This window comes from Bradyrhizobium sp. IAR9, from assembly GCF_013408065.1.
Classification (GTDB): domain Bacteria; phylum Pseudomonadota; class Alphaproteobacteria; order Rhizobiales; family Xanthobacteraceae; genus Bradyrhizobium.
This window is the reverse complement of sequence record NZ_JACBZW010000011.1, coordinates 198,990-222,342: the sequence shown is the minus strand read 5'-3', so window position 1 is coordinate 222,342 and position 23,353 is coordinate 198,990. Positions and strand designations below refer to the sequence as shown.

The window sequence follows — 23,353 nt, the reverse complement described above, 5'->3', positions numbered from 1 at the left end:
GACTCAGTTCGTCAGCCGCGCCGACTGCGCGGGGGATGGCGCGAAATCCCGACGGCTTCCCAGCACATTTCGCATGAACTTGCCGCCGGGAATTTCGATGTAGAGATAAGTGAAGTGCGAGACCGCTAGCACGGCGGCCAGCGAGACGACGAGATTCAGCGTCGCCGGCAGGCCCGCCCAGACCGAATCCAGGGCGGCGATCCGCCCCGCCCCCACTGCCCGCACGAAATATTCAGCGAGCAGCACCACGAGCGCGTGCACCATGTAGATGGAGTAGGAACGTTTCCCAAGCCAGACCAGCGGCCCCGCCACCAGGATCCGCGGCACCAGCAGCGCATCTGGAAAGGCCAGCAAGCTGCCGAGGAAGATCGCGAACGTCACCGGCGCGAGGAAGGTTGCCGCGGGATTGGTCTCCGCCAGGGACACCAGAACGATGCCGGCGATCATGGCGGCGAACTGCAGCACGCCCTGCACGGCAGGGCCCGGCTTGGCCGGCAGGCGATCGACGATCCTGACCGTCAGCACGCCGAGAAAGAAGCTCACGAAGCAGCGCAGGATGCCGAAGTCGGTCTGAAGCCCGAGGCTCCTCTTGTCGAGCACGAAAATGATGACGACCAGACTTCCCACCGCGAGCAGCCCGCAGAGAACGTAGAACCACAACAGGGAACGCATGCGCTGGGCCAGCAGCACGATCAGGCCAAATACCAGATATGTGTAGAACTCGACGCTGATGCTCCAGCTCGGCGCATTCCAGCTGAGATAGTCGATGAAGCCCATCGAATGCAGCAGCAGGACGTTGAGACCGAAGGAATAGGCATTGTTCACTTCGAACGCCGCCGGCGCGGCCACCACGACACCGGCCATGACCAGACCGATCCGCAGGAGGCGAAACAGAAGATTTGCCATCAGCATGACGATGTGCAGCGGATAGACCCGCGCCAGGCGCCGCACCATGAACTCGCGCAGCGAGAAGCGCCCGAAGTCGCTCTCGACGTAGCTGAGCGACATGACGATCCCGCTGAGAACGAAGAACAAGTCGACCAGCAGCCAGGAGCTTCTGAAGAACGAGCAATTGATCCACGCATTGTGCGGGAACGCCGCGAGGAAAGTCGGCATCAGCAGGAGATGGTGAATCACCACCGACGTCGCGGCGATCCCCCGAATGCTATCGAGCGGCAGGACATGCGCCTTCTCACGATGAACCATCTCCGTCACATCAACATTCCGTAGCTATTGCACCGCAGCAGTGTGTATCAGGTCTTGCGCGTGTTCAATCTCTGCGATCGCGGACTCGCATTCGACGCATGAGGGTCGACGATAATTTCAACGCTCGCAGATCATTCGGACATGCGAGCGCCAAGATCACGCCACTTTTTGCCTGGGATCGACATGCGTCGGCGCGCAAATCAATTCGGCCGTGATGATTGCGAGTATTTGCGCGCAAAGTGTGCGCGAAATTCGGCGCTGTTGCGATCAAGCCGACCACGAAGACGTCGATCTCTTCGCATGCAGGATGCCGCACATATCGCACTGATAATTTTTCGCAAGCGGGGAACAATGAGTCGCGTGACGACTTGTGTCGGTTTTGCGACGCATGCTCGCGACACTTCGACGTTCAACGCCTCTTATGTTTTCAGTTTGCAACATTCCTAGGCGCCAGCGTGCCGATCTCGCAGGCATTGCATATCTTCATTTTGCAACCGACCGGGAAACAGACAATGCACGCGTTGTCTCGCCGAGAGCACGCACCTTTTGCATCGCACAAAAATTGACACAGTTGCATGCCAAGTTTCGCGTGTTCTCCTATTGCAACAGGGAGCAAGGGACACGGATGGGTTGCGGATTAACACGTCGTCTTGCGAGATCGCGATGGCTACCGATCATCTTGGCAGGTTCTGTCTTGATGGTGTCGAGCATCGATGCTTGCCGCGCCCAGTGCGTCGAATTTACGGATCGTGCCTCGCAGCTCCAACTCGACACGTTCGTAAAATCGCCCTCCTCGCTTCTGGAGCAGCTGCGCAATGACAAGGAGAAGCTGAGATATCGGCTCGCCACATTTATCGCCACGAACCCGTCGGTGTTGCCGTCCGTGCAGACCCTCATCTCGGCGTCGACTTCAACCGACCGTTCAGCCATTGGCGCCGCGTTGAGGATCGCCGAAGGGCGGTGCACGTCGACGAAGCCAGACGCTGCGCGCAAGATCAGGGATTTCACGCAGCGGATCGGCGATCTCAACGTGCAAGCAGGTTATTCCGCCGCCGGAGAGGACGCCTCCGGCGCCCAGGCCCAATCGCAAGACAAGGGCCGTGCGCAACCGCCCCGAGGCGGGGCGCTGCTCGACGGCGAGTGGAAGACCAAGCTGGCCAACCCGTTCAAACCCGTCCCCCTTCCGAATTGATCAGCGATCGTCAAAAGGCAGCGAATTAACAGATGTATCAGCCTAGAGAACATTTCCCGTCGGGCCACAGATTCGGCATCGAATTCGGCGGAGCGGTCCTGAGCTTCGAACGCGTGGCCGATGTCCTGCGCCGGCAATGGCCGATCATCGCGGTGTGCACCGGCGCTTCGCTGGCGCTGGTGATCGTCTATCTGATCATGGCGCAACCCATGTACACGGCGAATGCCCGCATCATGATGGATACCCGTCAGGCGCAGGTGCTGGACAAGGACAGCAACGCCAACAGCGCCCTCATCGATACCGGATATGTCGATAGCCAGGTTGAGGTCATCAACTCGGACGACCTGATCCTCTCGGTCGTCCGCCGCCTGAAGCTGACGGACGATCCGGAGTTCAATGGCTCCAATCCGGGTTTGCTTTCCATCGTCCTCGGCAAGTTCATGGCGTTGTTCAGCTCCGGAGAACCGGCGTCGCAGGAACGACTCGAGCACGCCGTGGTCGAGCAGGTTCAGAAGAACCTGAGGACGGAACGCGTCCTGACGACCTATGTCTTGTCGCTGAACTATCGCTCGCGAAGCCCTGACAAGGCCGCCAAGATCGTCAACGCCATCGCCAGCGCCTACCTTGTCGGCGCCCTGGAAGCCAAATATCAGTCCACCAAGCGGGCGACCGAATGGCTTCAGCAGCGCAGCATCGAGCTGAGCGAGCAGGCAACGGCCAGCGACCGCGCCGTGCAGACCTTCAAGGCCGAAAACAACATCGTCGGAACCAGCCGCGGCCTGATGTCCGAACAGCAATTGTCGGACCTCAACACCCAGCTGGTTCAAGCGCGGGCGTCGACGGCCGAAGCCAAGGCCCGGCTCGACCGGATCACCGCAATTTCGGACCAGGACGTCGCACAATCGACGGTGACCGATGCTCTCAACAACTCGGTCATCACCCGCCTGCGCGCGCAATATCTGGACCTCCAAGCCCAGTATGCCGACTGGTCGAGGCGCTATGGCAAGCAACATCTTGCTGCGGTCAATCTGGCCAACAAGATGGAGGAGCTGCGCAAGAACATCGCCGATGAGTTGCATCGGATCGGCGACGCCTATCGCAGCGACTATGAGATCGCAAAGAGCCGAGAAGCCTCGCTCGAGAAGAACGTAAAGGAACTCGTCGCCCAGGCCGGCGATACCGGCCAGGCTGCAGTCAAGCTGCGCGATCTCGAAAGCGCCGCCGACACCTACCGCAACCTCTACAACAACTTCCTCGAGAAGCTGCAGAGCGCGACGCAAAATCAGAGCTTTCCGCTCAGCGAGGCGCGCCTCATCAGCACCGCCACCAAGCCGGATCGCAAGAGCTCGCCGCGCACGGTCCTGGCGCTGGTGGGAGGCCTGGTGGGCGGCCTGTGCCTCGGCTTCGGCGCCGCCTTCGCCCGTGAACTGCTCAGCGACGTGTTGCGGACCCCTGGCGAGGTCGAGGACGAGCTCGGCGTGAAGTGCCTCGGGGTCCTGCCGGACATTCGTCCGCCGACGAAGACCGGCGCGTTGCTTTCGACGTCCGCGAAGACAGGTCCACCCGATCTGTCCCGCTACGTCGTCGATCATCCATTCTCGCGGTTTGCCGAGACGTTGCGCAACATCAAGGTATCGATCGACGTTGCGCGCCTGACCCGCGAGATCAAGGTGATTGGCATCGTGTCGTCCCTTCCCAAGGAAGGAAAGACGACGGTGGCGGCCAACTTCGCCCAGTTGATCGCCCTCACCGGACATCGCACGGTGCTGATCGACGGCGATCTGCACACGCGCTCGCTCACGCGAGAGCTCGCGCCGAACGCCAAGAGCGGACTGGTAGAGGCGCTCAGCGATCCGGCCAGCCTCGGCTACCATGTGCAGCGGAGCAAGGAGACAGGGCTGGATTTCCTGCCGTCCGTCGTGGCCTCCCGCATGGTCAATTCGGCCGATGTCATTGGATCGAAGGCGATGGCCGATCTGCTCAAGGTGCTGAAGGAGCACTATGAGTACATCGTGATCGATCTTGCCCCGGTGATGCCGGTGGCGGATTCAAAGGCCGTCAGCTTCCTGATCGATGCCATGGTCTATGTGATCGAGTGGGGGCAGACGACGCGAAGCGCTCTTCAGGAGTCGGTCTCCGGGTCGGAAGTCCTGCAGAAGAAATTGCTCGGCGCCGTGCTCAACCGCGCCAATCCGAAAATGCTCAAGCGCATCGAGGCGTACAAGGGCAAGCACCACAACAGCTATTACGTCGAGCATGCCTAAAAGGCAGAGGCGCGGCGCCGCGCCCAGCCGAATTGTAAAGACGTCGGGCCCGCTGCCATTTGGCAGCGGGCCTTTTTTCGCGTCTTGCGCAACTGTCGCCTGAAGAGGAACGAGTGCGCCTTCGCACCACGAGACGGAAGATTGCGCCGAGCCCACCTCAGACTGGCGAGGCCTCCGTATTCGTCCGGAATCCACAACTTGCAGTTATTGCTCTAGCCAAAAGCAAGGATTGACGAAGGCGGCGATGGCGAGGACAGTGCGCCAATTGGCAATCATTCATCGGTAATACGAGACAATCCGGTCCTCGATGCTTCAAACTGCTGAAACTTTGGGCATCTTTCTTTCTGGGTTCCCTGAGGCTAACCTCGGCTGATATTTGTCGTTCATTTCCGGCGGGCTCGGAATGCTGATCGTCCTGACGATTTTGACTATTTGGGTTCTGCTCAACATCCTGTTCGTGTTGATCGTGGTTCCCCCCCGTAAACCGCGTCCCCAGCCGATGGCGACGACACTCTCACCCGCGCCAATCGACCCGAGCCAAAGGGAAATCGAGCAGGACGAACCCTTCTCGATCCGCCATGTCATCGTTTCCGTCGCGATGGGAGCTTTCTTCGTGCTGGTGCCGCCGTTGCTTGCCTTGCGCGACGCGATCATGCGGCTCTTCAGCAGGTCGTCGAGAGACGGAACCTGATCCCTCGAGGATCCGGTTCCGGACAGTGAAGAAATTGAACGACTAGTATGCTTCCTGGAACATCACTGCGGACGCCGTCCGGGCCATAATCTTCAGGTCGAGCCAGATACTCCAGTTGCTGACGTACCAGACGTCATATTCGACCCGCTTCTCCATCAGATCGATCGTCGGCGTTTCCCCCCTGAACCCGTTCACCTGGGCCCAGCCGGTCAGGCCCGGCTTCATGTGATGCCGGTAGACGTACTTGCTGATAATCTCGTCATAGTAATTATCATGGGCCAGCGCGTGGGGGCGCGGCCCAACCAGCGACATATCCCCGCGCAGCACGTTCCAGAGCTGCGGCAGTTCGTCGATGCTCGTCATGCGAAGGAAGCGCCCGATCTTGGTGACCCGAGCATCCCTCTTGGTCGCCTGGGCAATCGTTTCGCCGTTCTCGCAGACGGTCATGCTCCGGAACTTCCAGATCTCGAACGGCCTGCCATTGAAGCCGCGGCGCGACTGGCGAAATATGACGGCTCCCGGGGAATCCAGCTTGATCAGCACGGCAACGGTGAGCAGCAGCGGCGTCAAGACTACGAGCGCGAACAGGGCCACGCCGACGTCGAGACAGCGCTTTTGCAGCCGCTCGAGAATGGTGAGAGGCGGCCGCTGGATTTCGACCGCTACGGTTCCACTGACCGGCAGGAAGGGACGAGCGACCAGATCGGCGACCGGATCGTCCGGCAGCAGGCGTATCGGCTGCGGGACCGCGCGCAGATATGGCCCGAGCTTGCGCAGCATCGGCAATTCGTTCCAGTCGATCGCAAGCAGATATTCATCGACGTCGGCCGAGCGCGACTGACGGATCACGTCGCGAATCTGCCGCTCCCAATGGCCGTCATCCCGGTCGTCGCCAAGCACGAAATGGCGCATGACGTCGAAGCCATTTCTCCGCAGGTCCTTGAAGCGGCTGGAGGTGAAGTCGAGCGGCTTGAGGCTGAGCAGGATCACCTTGCGATCGACCAATCGGCTTCGCGCAAAGCTCGTGCCAAACACCGCCTGCCAGACGAAGCGGAGGCTGACCAAACCAAGTCCGCCGATCACGGCAAATACGATGACGGTGCCGCGGGAGAGGTTGTCGGTTGATTTCAGCAGGAAGGCCGCAACGGCAAGGATCGTCAGCGACGTCAGCCAGATAAACACCGCCTTTCGAAGCTGCCAGACGATGTTGAGCAAGCGGTGGGTAGCGTAGACATCCCGGAAATAGGCGACCGCGACGAACACCACGCCGACAAACAACCCCGCTCCCACCGAAGCGCCGTCGGCGGGTGAAGCGACGGCCGCGCCGTACAGCGAAGCCCCGGCGGCATAGCTCAACAAGATCAGCAAAAAGTCAGCCGCCATGACGACGATCTGAAATGGCCTCTGAAGAGCGCTGCCGCGCATCGACGACAGCGTGTGAGTGTTTTCAGAACCATAAGTTGCAACAGCCATTCGTACCTCTGTCTATCGAGAGAGTGTCTGACGCTCATCGTGATGCTGAAGACTCGTCACTTCCCCGCACGGAAAGTGTTGAGTGATCGCAGCGACATTGTGGCGCTGCACGCAAAACTTTTGCGGCGCACGGATCGTGCGTCGTGTTGAAATGCGCAGCGAAATTCGACGCGCTGAAAATGTCGTCACAGTGATGACATATGAGCGAACGCGTTGCCCTATTTTGAATCAAGTTCCACGTCCACCGCGATGCTTTGCCGTCGTGTGAGCGACTCCTCGCTCATCTTTCAGGCGATGGAATCCCTCGGCGAAGCACAATGAGTCATTTGCGAGAATTTCGATGATTTTCTATCTGGGCGTGCGATGCGAAATTGCGCCAAGGCATGCATCTTTGCTGCACTCTCGCCTTGAGCGATGCAATCCTGCGGACCGACCATTCGCACCGCCGGTCGCATACCAAGGTGGGCAAAAAATGCCGCGCCCTTCTTTTGGCGTGATCGAGCCGGAGAACAAGGACGCTCCCTCGCCAATTTCACGTCGTTCGTGTTGGATGGAAGCTCTCCGGTGCCGGCGACTTGGGGAAATTTTTTCGACCACCCGATCGATTGAGCGCCATGATATCTCTCGCCCGACCACGCCCGCCTATGCCCAAACCGCAATTGCCGGAGGGAGTCCGCATCTATGCGATCTCGGACATTCATGGATGCGCACATCTGCTCCAGCCGATGTTGCGGGTGATCGACGCCGACATCGCCTGCAGCCGGCCGCGCTACGCGATCGAGGTCTTCATGGGCGATTACATCGATCGCGGCCCGGATACGCGCTCCACCCTCGACGTCCTCGTCGAACGGAGCCGCCGGGGCAACGCGGTCTTCCTCAAAGGGAATCACGAGGCATTTCTGGTGAGGGTGTTCGAAGACCCTTCACTGTTCGAGGATTGGATTGCCGTCGGCGGGACCCAGACGCTGATGTCCTACGGGCTCGCGCCGCCGGACCTGAAGCGCGACGAGCCGGCATCGATCATGCGCGATCTGATTCGGGCGATGCCCACCGAGCATCTGGAATTCCTGGACAATCTGCGGCTGAGCTTCAGTTGCGGAGACTTCTTCTTCGTTCACGCCGGCGTTCGCCCCGGCGTTCCATTGGCCGAGCAGACGGAGCGCGATCTACTCTGGATTCGCGAAGAATTCCTGCGCAGCGAGGAGCAGTTCGGCAAGTACATCGTGCATGGCCATACGCCGGTCCGCAGCGCCGAATTCATGGCGAACCGCGTCAACATCGACACCGGCGCCTATGCGACCGGCAACCTCACCCTGATGAGCATCCAGGGCAGCCGCATGCTCGCGGTATGACGCGGAGCCTTGGTTCGCGACGGCTAGCCCATCGGACCATGGCATCGACCTCGACCGGATCTAGTTGAGCAAGCGGGGCTTTTCCAGCCGCGCGCGTGTTTCAGCCATCCAATCGTTCCAGGCTCGCTCGTGCTTGACGTAAAGCTCCAGCCAGCGCTCCCCATGTCCGTCCTGTCGGACACGGCGTGCCTCGACAAGCAAATCGGCGCCTGGGCGGGAGCTCGGATTATCCAGCGCTTCGAACTCGACCGTCTCCGAGATCGTCAGCCCGACAAGCACGCGTTGTCCGGCGCCATCGACGATGTAACGCCGCGGCGCATCCTTCTTGGGTTCGCTCATCTCGTCATGCCCCATCGTACCAGTGAGATCCCGCCAGCGAATCGGACGTTGCCTAAAAGGCTCGTCGAGCGTGGCCGAACGTCGAGGTGGGAGTCGGTCCGGTCATTCGGCGCGAGGCGCCGCGGGACGGGTTCGCAGGTCTTCGTTGCACGCGCCAAGCGCGTAGCGCGTATCCCAAGGTGAGGCCAGCGCCGAAAATGAAAGCGGAGAGGAATGTAGAAGTCATGGGAGTCGCCCTAGATAGTCCGGGACTCATCAAGAGCGAGCAGTGTGTCGACATCATGGTTCTTGCCGACCTGGGGCGCCGAAAGATTGTTCATGCCTGACCTCTTACGTGCATGCGGCACAACTCCCGTGCATTGACCGCTGCGATCAAGATCACTCATTAGAGTCACTCTATATAAAGAGATGTCCTCGCGATCCCGATCTGTCCAAAGGCTGCTGCCGTCGAACGGACCTGGCACGCCCTCCCACGAACAGGAAATTTCGGGCCAACCGGCCAATCCATGCCCTTGCAACCAGTCGGGACCCGTCGCATTATTTCGCATCTCATATTACGAGGGATTCAATCCAATGAACGTCCGCGCCCTTATTCCATCCATTGCCCTGTCCGCTCTCGGTCTCGCTTTGACAGCATCCGTAGCACCGGCCGCCGAGCTGGCGGTTGCTCCAGCACATCAGCGCGCGGCCTACGCGCAAACCGGGGTCGTGCTGTGGGATGACGTTTATCCGCCCGCGATCTACGGCCCGCAACTTCGCTCCGTCGAAGAAGTCGCAGCCATGAAGGCGCAGGCGCGTCCGGTGTCCCAGCGCTGGTGGGGCTATTGGTACGTTCGGTGAGCGCGGGAGCGCTTAGCTAAGAGCGCCCTGAGAGGCCAGCCACCTTCGACCCAGCGACCTTCGACCACAGACCGCCGATCCACCGGATAGCCGGTGGCGGCGGTTTTTGCGTGGGCTCGCGCGTCGATTGCCGGACGGCGGCTCCGGAGACAGGCCGGCAGGCGGCCAACGCCTTCTCCGAAGCCGGTTCCCTCTCAGCTCAACAGGAAGTTGCCGTTGTGCAGCGTGCCGCTCGCATTCTGCAGGCTCACATCCATATCACTCGTTCCGTCGCCATCGATATCGATCTGAAGATAGTCGTTACCCGGCCCGAAGTTCTGCAGATGAGCCGAGGCCTGGTTGCCGCCGAGCAACGCCGCATTCTCCACGTACTCGATGTGACCGCCGGCGACGCTGATGCCTGAGAACGTAAAGCTGTCATTGTCGGCATCGAAACTGTGAATGGTATCCGCGGCACCGGCGGCGGAATCCGCGGTGCTGACGAAGCGGAAGTTGTCATGGCCCGCGCTGGCGAAGATCTCGTCCGCACCTGCGCCGGCAGTGATCGTGGTGTTACCCGACGCATTGCCGATCGTGATCCTGTCGAAATTCGCGGCGGCATTGACGGTTTCGACATTGGTCACCGTGATGTCATAGACATTCGCGTTGAAGTTCAGAGTGTCGTCGCCGCCGCCGAGATCAATCACGTTCGCCGGGCTGCCCTGCAACGTCAGAATGTCGTTCGACGAGCTCCCGTTGAGCAGATTCACGTTCCACAGATTGTCGAACGAATTGCTGCCTGCGGCGAGATTCAGGACGTTGGCCGTCCCTTCACCGAGATTGACCGACACTCCGGACACGGTGTTCAGAAGCGTGACCATATCGTCCGACGGGTTGAGATTGCCGGTAAAATCACTGCCGTTGAGGTTTTCGACGCCATTGATGCTGACCGAATTCACCCCATTGGCGAGCGACACCAGATCGTTTCCACCGCCCATGTCGATGACGATGCCGTCGACGGTATTCGTCAAGCTGACTGAATTATCGCCTGAATTGCCGTTGATGTGTTCGACGCTGAGCGCGGCGAATGCCGCGAAGTTTCCGTTGAGAACGATCGTATCCTCGCCATCGCCGAGGTCGACCGCGACGCCGTTGGCCGCGGCGATCGCACCGGTCACGGTCAAGGTATCGTCGCTCGCGGTTCCGTGCACGTGGTTGACGTCGTAGATGTTCACGAACGAGTTCGCGCCGGCTGCGAGATTCATCGTATTGTCGCCGTTGCCGAGGCTGATGTGCAGGCCCGTGACAATCGTCGATAAGGTGAGCACGTCGTTGACGCCGGGCGCCACACCGAAATCGGACCCGCCGACTCCCTCGACACCGATCAGGCTGAGCGTGTTGGCGCCGCCCGCGAGATTGAGCTGATCATTGCCGCCGCCGAGATCGACGACCAGTCCGTTGGCGGTCGTCGTGAGGTTGACGAACTCATCATTGCCGTTGCCGATCAGGTTTTCGACACCCGAGAGATTGAGCGTGTAGCCGTTACCGAAGGTGCCGTTGAGCAGGACGGTATCGCCCGTCCCGACTCCCAGATTGATCCCGTGTCCGAAGATGTTGGCTCCGACGCGAAGATAATCATCTCCAGCCGTTCCGATCACGGGTGCCGTGTTAGAGAACTGTTGCGTCGAGAGGTCGATCGGACTGCCCGAAGCTCCCGACGACAGCAGCACGATGGCGTCGCTAAACTGCAGCGCTTCGACGTTGGTCAGGGAGTCGGTGCCGTCGCGGTTCGCAACATTGTCTTGAACCTGGACCGTTCCAGCCGTCGTGACGGTGTATTGCGATTGCGCACCCGAGAAGATCGCCATGTCGGAGCCGGCCTCGCCGTCGATCGTATCGTTGCCGCCCTGGCCGGTGATGCCGTCATTGCCGCCGCCCGCGTTGATCGTGTCGCCACTGCCGCCGCCGAAGAAGAACTCGTTGTTCGAGCTCCCGAGCAACGTGTCGACCTGGTTCGAACCCTGGACGCTGTTGACGCCTCCCGTGATGAAGTCTGCGCCGGCCGCACCGCTCACAGTTCCCGTCGAAAGATCGACGGAAACTCCACCCCCGCTCGCCTGAGAATACGAGACCCGCGTATTGCCGTTGCCGGTGATGGTATCGTTACCGAGCAGGCCTTCGAACAGGTTGAAGGTGCCGAACGATCCGGCCGAAGTCACGCCGGTGAAGCCCGCGGCATTGTAGGTGTCGTTCTGGTTGCTGCCGGTCGCACTGTTGACGCCCAGATAGGTATCGGTGCCGACAGAACTGCCGCCGGTCGCAGTCCCCGCCTGCAGGTTGATCGTCACAGCATCGGTCGCGCTGGAATAGATGATGCGGGTGTTGCCATTGCCGGTGATCCCATCGTTGCCGGCCAGGCCCTCGAACTGGTTGAAGTTGCCGTTGTTGCCGACATTGTTGGTTGCGCCGTTCTGGAAACCGACTGCGCCGAAATTCGTGGCCGTGAAGACGTCGTTGAACGTGGTGCCCTGGGCACCCTCGATTCGGCGGAACGTATCATTGCCAATCGAACCGTCACCGGTCGCGGTGCCTGCCGTGAAGTTGATGGTGACCGGGCCGGTGGAGAAGTAGATGTTGTTGTAGCTGATGACATCGAAGCCACCTCGGCCGTCGATGAAGTCGTCACCGGCAAGTCCGGTGAAGGTCTCCGTGGCCGTGGTGATATCGCTGCCGCTGATGGTGTCGTTGAACATCGAGGCCATCACGGCGTTGACGCCGCTGAACGTATCGTTGCCCGTGGATAAGTCACCGCTTGCAGTACCTGCCAGCAGATCGACCGTCACCGCGCCGGTGGCGTTGGTGAATGCAACGCGCGTGTTGCCGTTACCGGTGATGCTGTCGTTACCTCCCATGCCGATGAATTCGTTGAAGGTGAGGTTGGAACCGGCATTTTGACTGCCCCCGCTGAAGCCAACGGCGTTGAAGACGTCCGCAGCGTTCGAGCCGCGCACGGACTCAACCGATCGCAGCGTGTCGGTGCCGACCGTCGCAGCGTCGCCTGTCACGGTTCCCGAGGCCAGTTGAACGTTGATCCCGCCCATTGCGGCCGGGTCGAGCGCGTAGTCCGCCCGATCGAAGCCAGCCCGGCCGTCGATGAAGTCATCGCCGGCGCGGCCTTCGAAGATTTCCACGGTTCCGGCGCCGTTGGTGCTGCCGAGCAGTTGGTCGCCAAACCCAGAGCCGACAACTCCCCCAAAGCCCGAGCCCACCAGGGTATCGGTACCGACCGAAGCATCTCCCGTCGCCGAATGGGCCGCCAAATCGACGGTCACGCCGCCCGTTGCGTTGGCATACGAGATGCGCGTCAGGAGCGCACCCAGGCTGTTCATCGCGCCCGTGATGCTGTCGTTCCCGCCGCGGCCTTCGAACTCGTTGAAGCCCACATTGGTCCCGGCAATACCGGTATCGCCCGCAAAACCGGTCGCGTTGAACGTGTCGGCATAGTCGCTGCCCACGATCCCCTCAACGTTCATCAGCGTGTCAGTGCCGACCCCTGGACCTGTCACCGAGCCTGCCGCAAGATTTGCGGTAATGCCGCCCGTTGCCGCGACATAGTCGGCGCGGTCGAAGCCGAGGCCGCCGTCGAGCAGATCATTACCATCGAGGCCCTTCAGCCGGTCGTTGCCGCCGAGGCCGCTCAGGCTGTCGGCATAGGCGGTGCCGACCAGTGTATTTGCACCGGCGTCACCGACGAGATGCACGCCCTGCCCCAGGATGAAGTCGGCAGCCGTGAGGTTCGACAGCGTCACGTTCAGCAGCGTGAGGGTGTCGCCATTGCCGAAGTTGATGACCGTGTTCGGCCCCTGTTGGGTGGCAAGCGCCTGAACGTCGGCAAGAGTCGAGACACCAGGGATCCCCGTGAGGTCGATCTTGTCGGCATCCGTCTGCAGGAAGTCGCCGATGGTGTCGGCGCCGCCGCCGGCAGCGTAGATAAAGGTGTCTGCACCGATGCCGCCGTTCAGGCCGTCGTTGCCGGCACCGCCGCCAAGCAGATCGTTGCCGCCGTTGCCGAACAGCTGGTCGTTGCCGCCAGAACCGGTGATCGTGTCGTTGAAGTTCGAGCCCGCAGCGTTGGTCACCCCTCCCAAAATGGTGTCATGACCTACCGAACTGTCGCCGTCCACAGTACCGCTTGCGAGATTAACGGTCACGCCGCCGGTCGCGTTGGCGAACAGCAGCTGCGTGCTGCCGTTGCCGGTGATGAGGTCATTGCCGGCGAGGCCCTGGAAGGAATTGAAGCCGATGAAGCCGGTCGCGTCGTAAGTATCGGCGAAATTGCTGCCATAGACGCTGTTGACGCCCGTGAAGGTGTCGTGCCCGACCGACACGTCGCCCGTGACCGAGCCGGCGTTCAGGCCGACGGTGACGCCGCCGGTGGCATTCGTGTAGAGCAGTCGTGTGCCGCCGTTGCCGGTGATCTGGTCATCACCGCCGAGGCCCTCGAACTGGTTGAAGCCGCCATTGTTGCCGACATTGAGCGCACCGGCCTGGCCATAGCCCGTCGCCACATAGGTGTCGGCGTAGCCCGTGCCCTGAATCCCCTCGATCGAACGCAGCGTATCGGTGCCGATCGACGCGTCGCCGGTCGCCGTGCCCGCCGCCATGTCGACGCTCACACCACCCGTGACCGTGCTGAGGCTGTTGTAGATCGCCGTGTCGAAGCCGGCGCGGCCGTCGATGTAGTCGTCGCCGCCAAGACCGGTGAAGTTGTTGTTGAAGCTGCTGCCGAGCAGCGTGTCGGTGAAGGTCGAGCCCTGCACCGCATTCACGCCGGTGAAGCTGTCGGTGCCCTCGGTCGCACCCGTGGCGCTGCCGGCAACCGTAACCGCATTCGTGGTCCCGACGACGCTGGTCTCGAGGTCGACGCTGACGCTGGAGGCCGCGATCTGGTAGTTCAGGCGGGTGGAACCGTTGCCGATGATGGTGTCGTTGCCGCCAGCGCCGGCGAAGTCGTTGAAGGCGCCGGAGGAGCCGACATTGGTCGCCCCGGCCTGACCGAACCCGGTCGCATCGAACGTGTCGTCGAAATTGGTACCGCGGGCCGCCTCGACGTTGCGGATCGTGTCGGTGCCGACCGTCGCATCGCCGTTCACGGTGCCCGCGGCGAGGTGAACATAGATGCCTGAGGTGGTCGTCGTATCCGAATTGTAGGTGACCTGATCGTAGCCGCCGCGGCCGTCGATATAGTCGTCGCCGCCGCGACCTTCATAAGTCTCGTAGGTGAAGGCCGCATTGTCGCTGCCGTAGAACGTGTCGTTGGAGGCCGAGCCCCAGATCGTCGAGACGTTGGAGAAGGTGTCGTGGCCGACGGAGGCGTCGCCGTCCGCGGTCCCGGCTCCGATATCGACGGTGACCGCGCTGGATGCGCTCAGATAGGACAGTCGCGTCACCGCCTGCCCCAGGGCGTTGAGATCGCCGACGACGCTATCGTCGCCGCCGCGCCCTTCAAACTCGCTCTGTCCGGCGGCTACGCCGGGCAGACCGGTCGAGCCGGTAAACCCGGCCGCGTTGAACGTGTCGGCATAGTTGCTGCCGAGGATGCCCTCGACATTCGCCAGCACGTCTGTCCCGACGCCCGGGCCGGCCACCGAGCCGGCCGCAAGATTGGCGGTGATGCCTCCCGTTGCATCGCCGTAATCGGCGCGGTCAAAGCCTACGCCGCCGTCGAGCTGGTCGTTGCCGCCGAGCCCTTGCAGGACGTCGTTGCCGCCGAGGCCGCTCAAATTGTCGGCATAGACCGTGCCGACCAGCGTGTTCGGATTGGCATCGCCGATCAGGTGAACGCCTGGCGCGAAGATGAAATCCGCAGCAGTCAGGTTCGATAGAGTCACGTTCTGCAGCGTCAGGCTGTCGCCATTGCCGAAATTGATGAACGTGTTCGGTCCCTGCTGCGAGGTGATCGCCTGCACGTCAGCGAGGTTGTAGATGCCTGCGCCCGAAAGGTCGATCTTGTCGGCTTGCGCATGCGAGAAGTCGCCGATGAAATCAGCGCCGCCGCCGCTGACATAAACGAACGTGTCAGCGCCGCCGTTGCCGACCAGATTGTCGGCGCCGCTGCTGCCCTTCAGCGTATCGTTGAAGTTCGATCCGGACACGCCGTTCACGCCACCGGTGATGGTGTCATGCCCGACCGAAGCATCCCCACTGACGGTGCCGCTGGCGAGATCGACAACGACGCCGCCAGTGGCGTTGGCGAACAGCAGCTGCGTGCTGCCGTTGCCGGTGATGAGGTCATTGCCGGCGAGGCCCTGGAAGGAATTGAAGCCGATGAAGCCCGTCGCGTCGTAAGTATCGGCGAAATTGCTGCCATAGACGCTGTTGACGCCCGTGAAGGTGTCATGCCCGACCGACACGTCGCCCGTGACCGAGCCGGCGTTCAGGCCGACGGTGACGCCGCCGGTGGCATTCGTGTAGAGCAGTCGTGTGCCGCCGTTGCCGGTGATCTGGTCATCACCGCCGAGGCCCTCGAACTGGTTGAAGCCGCCATTGTTGCCGATATTGAGCGCACCGGCCTGGCCGTAGCCGGTCGCCACATAGGTGTCGGCGTAGCCCGTGCCCTGAATGCCCTCGATCGAACGCAGCGTATCGGTGCCGATCGACGCGTCACCGCTCGCCGTGCCCGCCGCCATGTCGACGGTCACACCGCCCGTGACCGTGCTGAGGCTGTTGTAAATCGCGGTGTCGAAGCCGGCGCGGCCGTCGATATAGTCGTCGCCGCCAAGACCGGTGAAGTTGTTGTTGAAGCTGCTGCCGAGCAGCGTGTCGGTGAAGGTCGAGCCCTGCACCGCATTCACGCCGGTGAAGCTGTCGGTGCCCTCGGTCGCACCTGTGGCGCTGCCGGCAACCGTAACCGCATTCGTGGTCCCGACTGTGCTGGTCTCGAGGTCGACGCTGACGCTGGAGGCTGCGATCTGGTAGTTCAGGCGGGTTGAGCCGTTGCCGATGATGGTGTCGTTGCCGCCGGCGCCGGCGAAGTCGTTGAAGGCGCCGGAGGAGCCGACATTGGTCGCCCCGGCCTGACCGAATCCGGTCGCGTCGAACGTGTCGTCGAAATTGGTGCCGCGGGCGGCCTCGACGTTGCGGATCGTATCGGTGCCGACGGTCGCATCGCCGTTCACGGTGCCCGCGGCGAGGTGAACATAAATGCCCGACGTAGTCGTCGTATCCGAATTGTAGGTGACCTGATCGTAGCCGCCGCGGCCGTCGATGTAATCGTCGCCGCCGCGACCTTCATAGGTCTCGTAGGTGAAGGCCGCATTGTCGCTGCCGTAGAACGTGTCGTTGGAGGCCGAGCCCCAGATCGTCGAGACGTTGGAGAAGGTGTCGTGACCGACCGAGGCGTCGCCATCCGCGGTCCCGGCCCCGATGTCGACGGTGACCGCGCTGGATGCGCTCAGATAGGACAGTCGCGTCACCGCCTGCCCCAGGGCGTTGAGATCGCCGACGACGCTATCGTCGCCGCCGCGCCCTTCGAACTCGCTCTGGCCGGCGGCTACGCCGGGCAGACCGGTCGAGCCGTTAAACCCGGCCGCATTGAACGTGTCGGCATAGTTGCTGCCGACCACCCCTTCGATGTTGACCAGCGTGTCCGTCCCGACGGCGGGTCCCGAGACGGTGCCGGCCGCGAGGTTGACGGCGATGCCGCCGGTCGTATCGGTATAGATGGCGCGGTCGAAGCCGGAGCCGCCGTCCAGGAGATCGCTGCCGCCGAGGCCCTGGAGGCGGTCGTTGCCGCCGAGACCGCTGATGGATTCGGCATTGGCGGTGCCGACGAGGTCGTTCGCGTTCTCGTCGCCGACGATCGGCGCGGCCGGCGTGCCGAACAGGAAATCGCTCGCCGTCAAGCTGTTCAGATCGACGTTCTGAAGCGTGAGGCCGTCACCCGAGCTGAAGGTGATGACCGTGTTGGGGCCGCTCTGCACCGCGTGCGCTTGCAGGTCAGAGAGACTGAAGATGCCGTAGACCCCGGTCAGATCGAGCTTGTCCTGGCCATGGACGAAGTCCTGGACGAAGTCGAAGCCGCCGCCGCTCGAATAGACGAAAGTGTCCACACCGGCGCCGCCACTGAGGAAGTCGTTGCCGGATCGACCATCCAGGGTGTCGTTGCCGTTGCTGCCGGAGAGGCCATCGTTGCTGGCGCTGCCGACAATGGCGTCGTTGAAGTTGGACCCCAGAACGTTGAACACGCCACCGGTGATGATGTCGTGGCCGACCGAGCCGTCGCCATCGGCCGTGCCCGCGGTGAGGTTGATGCTCACGCCGCCGGTCGCGTTGCCATACTGGATCTGCGTATTGCCATTGCCGGAGATGGTGTCGTTTCCGGCATTGCCCTGGAATGTGTTGAAGTTCGCGTTGGCGCCGGTGAAACCCGTTGCGTCGTAAACGTCATCAAGACTGCTGCCCACGGCGCTGTTGACGCCGGTGAACGTGTCGTGACCGGTCGAGCCGTCACCGGTGGCGGTGCCACCCGCGAGATTGACGGTCACCCCGCCGGTCGCGTTGGCGAAAATCAGGCGCGTGTTGCCGTTACCGGTGATGACGTCGTCACCACTCAGCCCTTCGAACTGGTTGAAGGTCCCGTTGTTGCCGATATTGGCCCCACTCGCGCCGTAACCGGTCGCATCGTAGGTGTCGTCGAAGTTGGTGCCCTGAATGCCCTCGATCGATCGAAGTGTATCGATGCCGTTCGATGCATCGCCGGTGACGATGCCGGCCGCCATGTCGACGGTGATGCTTCCCGTGATGAAGAAGATGTTGTTGTAGGACGAGACGTCGAAGCCGCCGCGACCGTCGATATAATCGTTGCCGGCAAGGCCAGTGAATGTGTCGTTGGTCGCCCCGCCCAGCAGCGTGTCGTCGAACATCGATGCCTGAACGGCGTTGACGCCGCTGAATTGGTCGGTTCCGACGGATGAATCGCCGGTGGCAAAGCCAGTGACGAAGTCGACCTGGACGCCAGCCGTCGCGTTGTTGAAACCGAGCCGCGTGAAGCCGTTGCCGGTGACGATATCGTCACCGCCATTGCCGGTGAACTCATTGAACGTCCCGTTCGAGCCGGCATTGACGCTGCCCGAGCCGAAACCGACGGCATTGTAGGTATCGGCGAAGTTGGTGCCGCGGATCGCCTCGATCCCGCGCAACGTATCGGTTCCGATGGTCGAATCGCCGGTCACGGATCCGGCGGCGAGATTGACCATAATTCCAGTCGTGGTGTTCGGATCGACATTGTAGTCGACGCGGTCATAGCCACCGCGGCCGTCGATGTAGTCGTTGCCCGCAAAGCCCGAATACACCTCCGCGGTGAACATCGGATTGTTGCTGCCCAGAATCGTGTCGTTATAGGCGGAGCCCCAGACGCCGTTGAAGCCGGACCCGACGAGCGTGTCGTGACCGACCGATGCATCACCCTGCGCATAGCCGGCGGCGAGATCCACCGTCACCGCCCCGGTGGCGCTGACATAGGAGACGCGCGTCAGCTCAGCACCCTGGCTGTTGGTGTTGCTGATGATGGTGTCGTCGCCGCCTTTGCCTTCGAACTCGTTGTAGCCGACGGGGCTACCCGGGACATGGGCGTCGCCGGTGAAGCCCGCCGCGTTGAACGTATCGGCAAAGTCGCTGCCGATGGCAGCTTCGATGTTGACGAGGGTATCTGTTCCCACGCCCGCGCCGGACGCCGTTCCGGCCGCGAGGTTGATCGTGACGCCGCCGGTTGCGTCGGTATAGACGGCGCGGTCGAAGCCCGGGCCACCGTCGAGGATGTCGTCACCCGAGCCGCCGCCGAGATAGTCCTTGCCGGCGCCGCCAAAGAGGATGTCGTTTCCGTCACCAGCGCTGATGCGATCGTTGCCGTCCTGGCCGTCAATCAGATCGTTGCCTGCTCCGCCCGAAAGCACGTCATCGCCGAGCGAGCCGAACAGGGCGTTCCCGACCGGGGTCAGCACGGCATTCGAAACCTCCGTGTCCAGATTTTCGACAAAGCGGTCTGTGAGCTGATCAATCGATTGTTGATCCGAAAAATCGGTCGCAGCCAACTGGTCGGCGGCCGCGCCTTGAGCGACCTGACCGGCCTGCGCCAGCTCGGTGACGCTCGTGGCCCCCTGAATGCTGTCGTTCGCGGCAGCAACGACCTCGATAACCGTCGCGGCGGCCGCCGCGTCGACGCCGGTGGACGTGACGACGCTCTGAACCGTTTCCGAAGACGCCAGATCGAAGACGGGCGCGCCGCTCAGGGAGGCCGTAATGGCGCCTGCAATGGCTGTAATGACCGCGCCCGTCTCCACGCCGACGGCCGACACCTGGGCGACCGTGCTTTGGACCTGGATAGCCGCCGCAAGCACCGCCGTTGCCGTCGGATCGCCATTCACCGCAGCGGGCACGGGATCGTACGACAGCAGGTCAATGGGGTTGGCGGGATCAGAGGCGAGATCGACGTTGAACGCGGCCGCAATGGCGTTGATGGCTTGGTCCACCGTCAGCGGGTGCTCGTCGTTTGCCGTGCTATCGACCAGCGCAACGATCAATGTCGTCAGCGGAGTGATGACGGTGGAGCCCTCCGGCGCCCTCAGCACACCGGCGACCTGCAGCCCCGTCGAGATATCGACGCCGCCGATACTCACGAGCGGACCGGAGCCGCCCGCCAACGTAAAGCTGCCGTCAGCCCGCGTCGTCGTGTACGCCTCGCCTGCGTCAAGTATTCCGTTGTTGTTGGCGTCAGCAAATACGGTCGCCCCGCCGATATAGCCGTCGATATCCAGCGCATTGATCTCGTTGGCACCGGACGTCACGGTCAGCGCGAGCTCGGCTGAGCTCACCGCCTGATGAATGCCGTCGTCGGAGATGGCGGTAACCTGCAGTGTGAACGGATCGGTGCTGCCGACGGCGTGGTTCGGAATCAGGACGACGTTCTGAATGGAGTCGCCCGTCACGAGCCAGACGCCGTCCCCGATCGCTGCGCCGTTCTGGACCGTAAAGCTCGACGGCACGCCCTCGATCTTCACCGACAAGGTGCTGCTCTGGTCAACCTTATCGGCGGCAATGTGAAGCGTGATGTTTCCGTCGGCGGCGCCCGATGAGCCCTGAACGCTCAGATTCGGCGCGTCCTGCGCGCCATGGATATCGAAGCTGATGTTCTTTGTCGTGCCGTCGACCGACGTAACCGTGAAAGTCTCCGTCCTGGTGTCGTTGGCGCCGAGATACTGAATAGCGGCGTTGTCGACCGAATAGGTGTAGTGGCCGTCGGCCTGCAGCGTCACCGTGCCGAGGTTGCTTGGTGCCGTGATCTCGCCAGCCTGGAACGCGGCCTGATTCTGGTCGGCGTCGAGGATGGACAGCTGCCCGGACGCCGTCAGCTGGCCGTCCTCGGTGACGTCGTGATCGCCAACATTGCCGATGGTCGCGCCGTCGTCCTCGCCGTGGATTGTGAACGTGACATCCTTGGAGGTGCCGTCCTGAGAGGTGACCCTGAACGTATCGATCTTGGTTTCGCCGGCTCCGAGATATTGCGCGGCGTTGTTGGCGACGGTGTAGGTGTAGCTGCCGTTGGCCGAGAGGTTCAGCGTGCCGAGATTGCCCGGCCCTGTGAGCACGCCGGCCTGGAACGAGGACTGGCCCGCGTCCGGGTCGCTGACCGAGATGCTGCCCACGGCGGTCAGATTCCCGGCGTTGTTCGCCGCAAGGTCTTCCGTCACATCGGCAATGGTGGGATCGCCGATCGTCGCCGCGTGATTGCCGCCGGCCGGGCCGTGAACGGTGAAGCTGACCTGCTTGGTGGTGCCATCGACAGCGGTCACGGTGAAGGTATCGACCTTGACGGTACCGGCCGCCAGATTATGCGCAGCGCTTTCGGCCACGACGTAGACATAGCTGCCGTCGCCCGACAGCAGCAGGAAGCCGAGATTGCCGGCAGCGGAGCCAACGGCCGGCTTGAACGCCGCTTCGCCCTGATCAACGTCCGTGATTCCGATGCTGCCGGATGCGGTGAGCACGAGTGCGGACGGATTGTCGTAGACATCGTGAATCGTGGGTGTGCCGATCACCGCCGCGTCATTGACGCCCTTGATGACGAACGAGATTTGCTTGGCCGTGCCGTCGAACGACTTGACGGTGAAGGTTTCGACCTTGGTGTCGCCCGCACCGAGATATTGCACGGCGCTGTTGGCGACCGAATAGTTGTAGGTGCCGTTGGCATTCAGCGTCAATGCGCCCAGATTGCCCTGCCCTGTGATCACGCCGGCCTGGAACGTGGACTGGTTCTGGTCGGCATCCGAGATCGAGATCGTGCCTGACACCGACAGCGTCGGCGTGCTCGCGTCCTCGGTGACGGTGGTGAAGGCGGGCGCGCCGATCACGGCGGCATCGTTGGTGCCGTGAACCGTGAAGGAGACCTGCTTGGCCGTGCCGTCCAGCGCGCTGATCGTGAACGTCTCGACCCTGGTCTCGCCGGCGCCGAGATATTGAACGGCGCTGTTGGCGATCGAATAGGTGTAGCCGCCGTCGGCTTTCAGGGACAGCGTGCCGAAATTGCCCACCGCGGATACCACGGTGGTCTTGAACGCCGATTCGCCTTGATCGACGTCGGAGATCGCGATCGTCCCGCTGAGCTTCAGGGTCGGATTGCGGGAATCCTCGGTGACATCGGCAGCCGAAGGCGTGCCGATGATTGCGGCATCGTTGGCGCCCTGGATCGTGACGGTCGCCGTCGCCGTCGATGTCAGGCCGGCGCTGTTGGTTACGGTGTAGGTGAAGCTCTCGCTCGCGGACTGGCCGGCGCGCAGCGACTGGAACGTCGATCCCGGCGTATAAGCGATGCTGTGGCCGTCGGCGGCGATGCTGACCGTCCCCAAAATTCCCTGCGTGTTGACGGAGGTGACGCGCAGCGTCCCGCCCGCGGGGTTGGTGTCATTGGCGAGGACGTTGATCGCGGTGGCGCCGGCATCCTCGCCGATCGTGACCGCATTGGCATTGGCGACCGGATTCTGCACGAGCGAAACCTGGAAGACGGCGTCGTTGTAGTCGGCGTCGCCCGGCGCGGTGTAGGTGCCGTTGGACCTGCGCGTCGCGGCGGAGTCCTCCCAGGCGATGGTGCCGGTTGCGCCGTCGGCGGTGTCGCCGGCGAGCTTGGCTGCCGTCTGCTGGCTGCCCATGACCGATGAGGCATAATCGATGCCGCCTGCGTTCTTGGAGGTCTCGGTGAACAACGCATTGGCGCCGGCGCCCCTGAGCAGGTCGGGCTTGCCGGCAACGTAAATGACGTTGCCGTTGGCATCGACATCGGCGACCGCCCAGGTGCCGTCCGAGAGCTTGATGACCTTGATGGCGCCGGAGAGATCGTCGGCATCGTTGCGGCCCGGCGCCGCACCGTCCGGAATGAGGAAGAACTGGATCTTGCCAAGATCGGCGGTGTTCACCGCGAAGTCGACATAGGAGACACCGGCGGTGAGGGCGCCAGCCCCTTGCGAATCCGCATTTGCGAACAGAATTCCGCCGAGCCCTGTTGAGCTGTTGTACCAACCAAAGGTGTTGCGATAGGCCGCGGACTCCGAGACAAAACTGGCGCGCAAAATCGTCTGGTCGCTCATGGCGAGCCCCCCTTTAACGTTCTGATGCTCAAAAGTTCGCCGTCAGCCCAACGGCGCGAGTTGGAAATGAAATGGTCTTGTTATGATTGTATCGGGTATCGATTCGACGAGGCGCCGTTGCCCGACGTCGAACGGCGAAGTCCTGTCACGGAGCGACGAAGGACTTCTGATAATTGCAAATTGTTTTCATTGTTGCGTGACTGCGTCAAGACAGCACAGCTGCTAACCTTAAGCGCAGTGTGAATCGAACTGCGCAGCCGAGAAAGCGCGCGTTCCAGGTTTGCGATTGCGCCCGATTTCGGCAAACCAGAGGATCGAAACTCTGCCGAATTGCAACACAATACGGGATGGAATGAAGCGATCGCCTTGCCTCCCCGGCT

Annotated in this window: 9 protein-coding genes; 5 read left to right on the top strand and 4 right to left on the bottom strand. The window is 62.2% G+C overall.

The features are described 5' to 3' along the window. Positions 1 to 3: 3 nt before the first annotated feature. Complete coding sequence (locus GGD67_RS26880; protein WP_179737037.1) at positions 4 to 1,206, bottom strand: acyltransferase; 1,203 nt, start codon at positions 1,204 to 1,206, stop codon at positions 4 to 6. A gap of 697 nt (positions 1,207 to 1,903) precedes the next feature. Here GGD67_RS26880 and GGD67_RS26875 point away from each other — a divergent pair. From GGD67_RS26875 to GGD67_RS26865, 3 genes are all read left to right on the top strand, one after another. Then, entirely contained in the window at positions 1,904 to 2,398 is a 495-nt protein-coding gene (locus GGD67_RS26875; RefSeq protein WP_018323195.1) for a hypothetical protein, read from the top strand. A gap of 32 nt (positions 2,399 to 2,430) precedes the next feature. Then, positions 2,431 to 4,662, top strand: a complete 2,232-nt coding sequence (locus GGD67_RS26870) for a Wzz/FepE/Etk N-terminal domain-containing protein (protein ID WP_092261617.1) — start codon at positions 2,431 to 2,433, stop codon at positions 4,660 to 4,662. Between the two features lie 403 nt (positions 4,663 to 5,065). Beyond that, a complete protein-coding gene (locus GGD67_RS26865; RefSeq protein ID WP_028141809.1) occupies positions 5,066 to 5,353 on the top strand; it encodes a hypothetical protein in 288 nt (95 codons plus the stop codon). Positions 5,354 to 5,395: 42 nt separating this feature from the next. Here GGD67_RS26865 and GGD67_RS26860 read toward each other — a convergent pair whose 3' ends face one another. Beyond that, positions 5,396 to 6,826, bottom strand: a complete 1,431-nt coding sequence (locus GGD67_RS26860) for an undecaprenyl-phosphate glucose phosphotransferase (protein WP_018323192.1) — start codon at positions 6,824 to 6,826, stop codon at positions 5,396 to 5,398. 614 nt (positions 6,827 to 7,440) lie between these two features. Here GGD67_RS26860 and GGD67_RS26855 point away from each other — a divergent pair. Beyond that, a complete protein-coding gene (locus GGD67_RS26855; RefSeq protein WP_092261618.1) occupies positions 7,441 to 8,178 on the top strand; it encodes a metallophosphoesterase family protein in 738 nt (245 codons plus the stop codon). Between the two features lie 60 nt (positions 8,179 to 8,238). Here the strand turns inward: GGD67_RS26855 and GGD67_RS26850 are convergent, their stop codons facing one another. Next, positions 8,239 to 8,532: a hypothetical protein gene (locus tag GGD67_RS26850; RefSeq protein WP_018323190.1), complete on the bottom strand. Its 294-nt coding sequence runs from the start codon at positions 8,530 to 8,532 to the stop codon at positions 8,239 to 8,241. A gap of 558 nt (positions 8,533 to 9,090) precedes the next feature. Between GGD67_RS26850 and GGD67_RS26845 the strand changes: the two genes are divergently transcribed. Then, positions 9,091 to 9,357: a hypothetical protein gene (locus GGD67_RS26845; RefSeq protein WP_092261620.1), complete on the top strand. Its 267-nt coding sequence runs from the start codon at positions 9,091 to 9,093 to the stop codon at positions 9,355 to 9,357. A 194-nt stretch (positions 9,358 to 9,551) separates the two neighbouring features. Here the strand turns inward: GGD67_RS26845 and GGD67_RS26840 are convergent, their stop codons facing one another. Then, the gene (locus GGD67_RS26840; RefSeq protein WP_179737035.1) at positions 9,552 to 22,973 is read right to left on the bottom strand and encodes a VCBS domain-containing protein; all 13,422 of its coding nucleotides are present in this window, start codon (positions 22,971 to 22,973) and stop codon (positions 9,552 to 9,554) included. Positions 22,974 to 23,353: the final 380 nt, after the last annotated feature.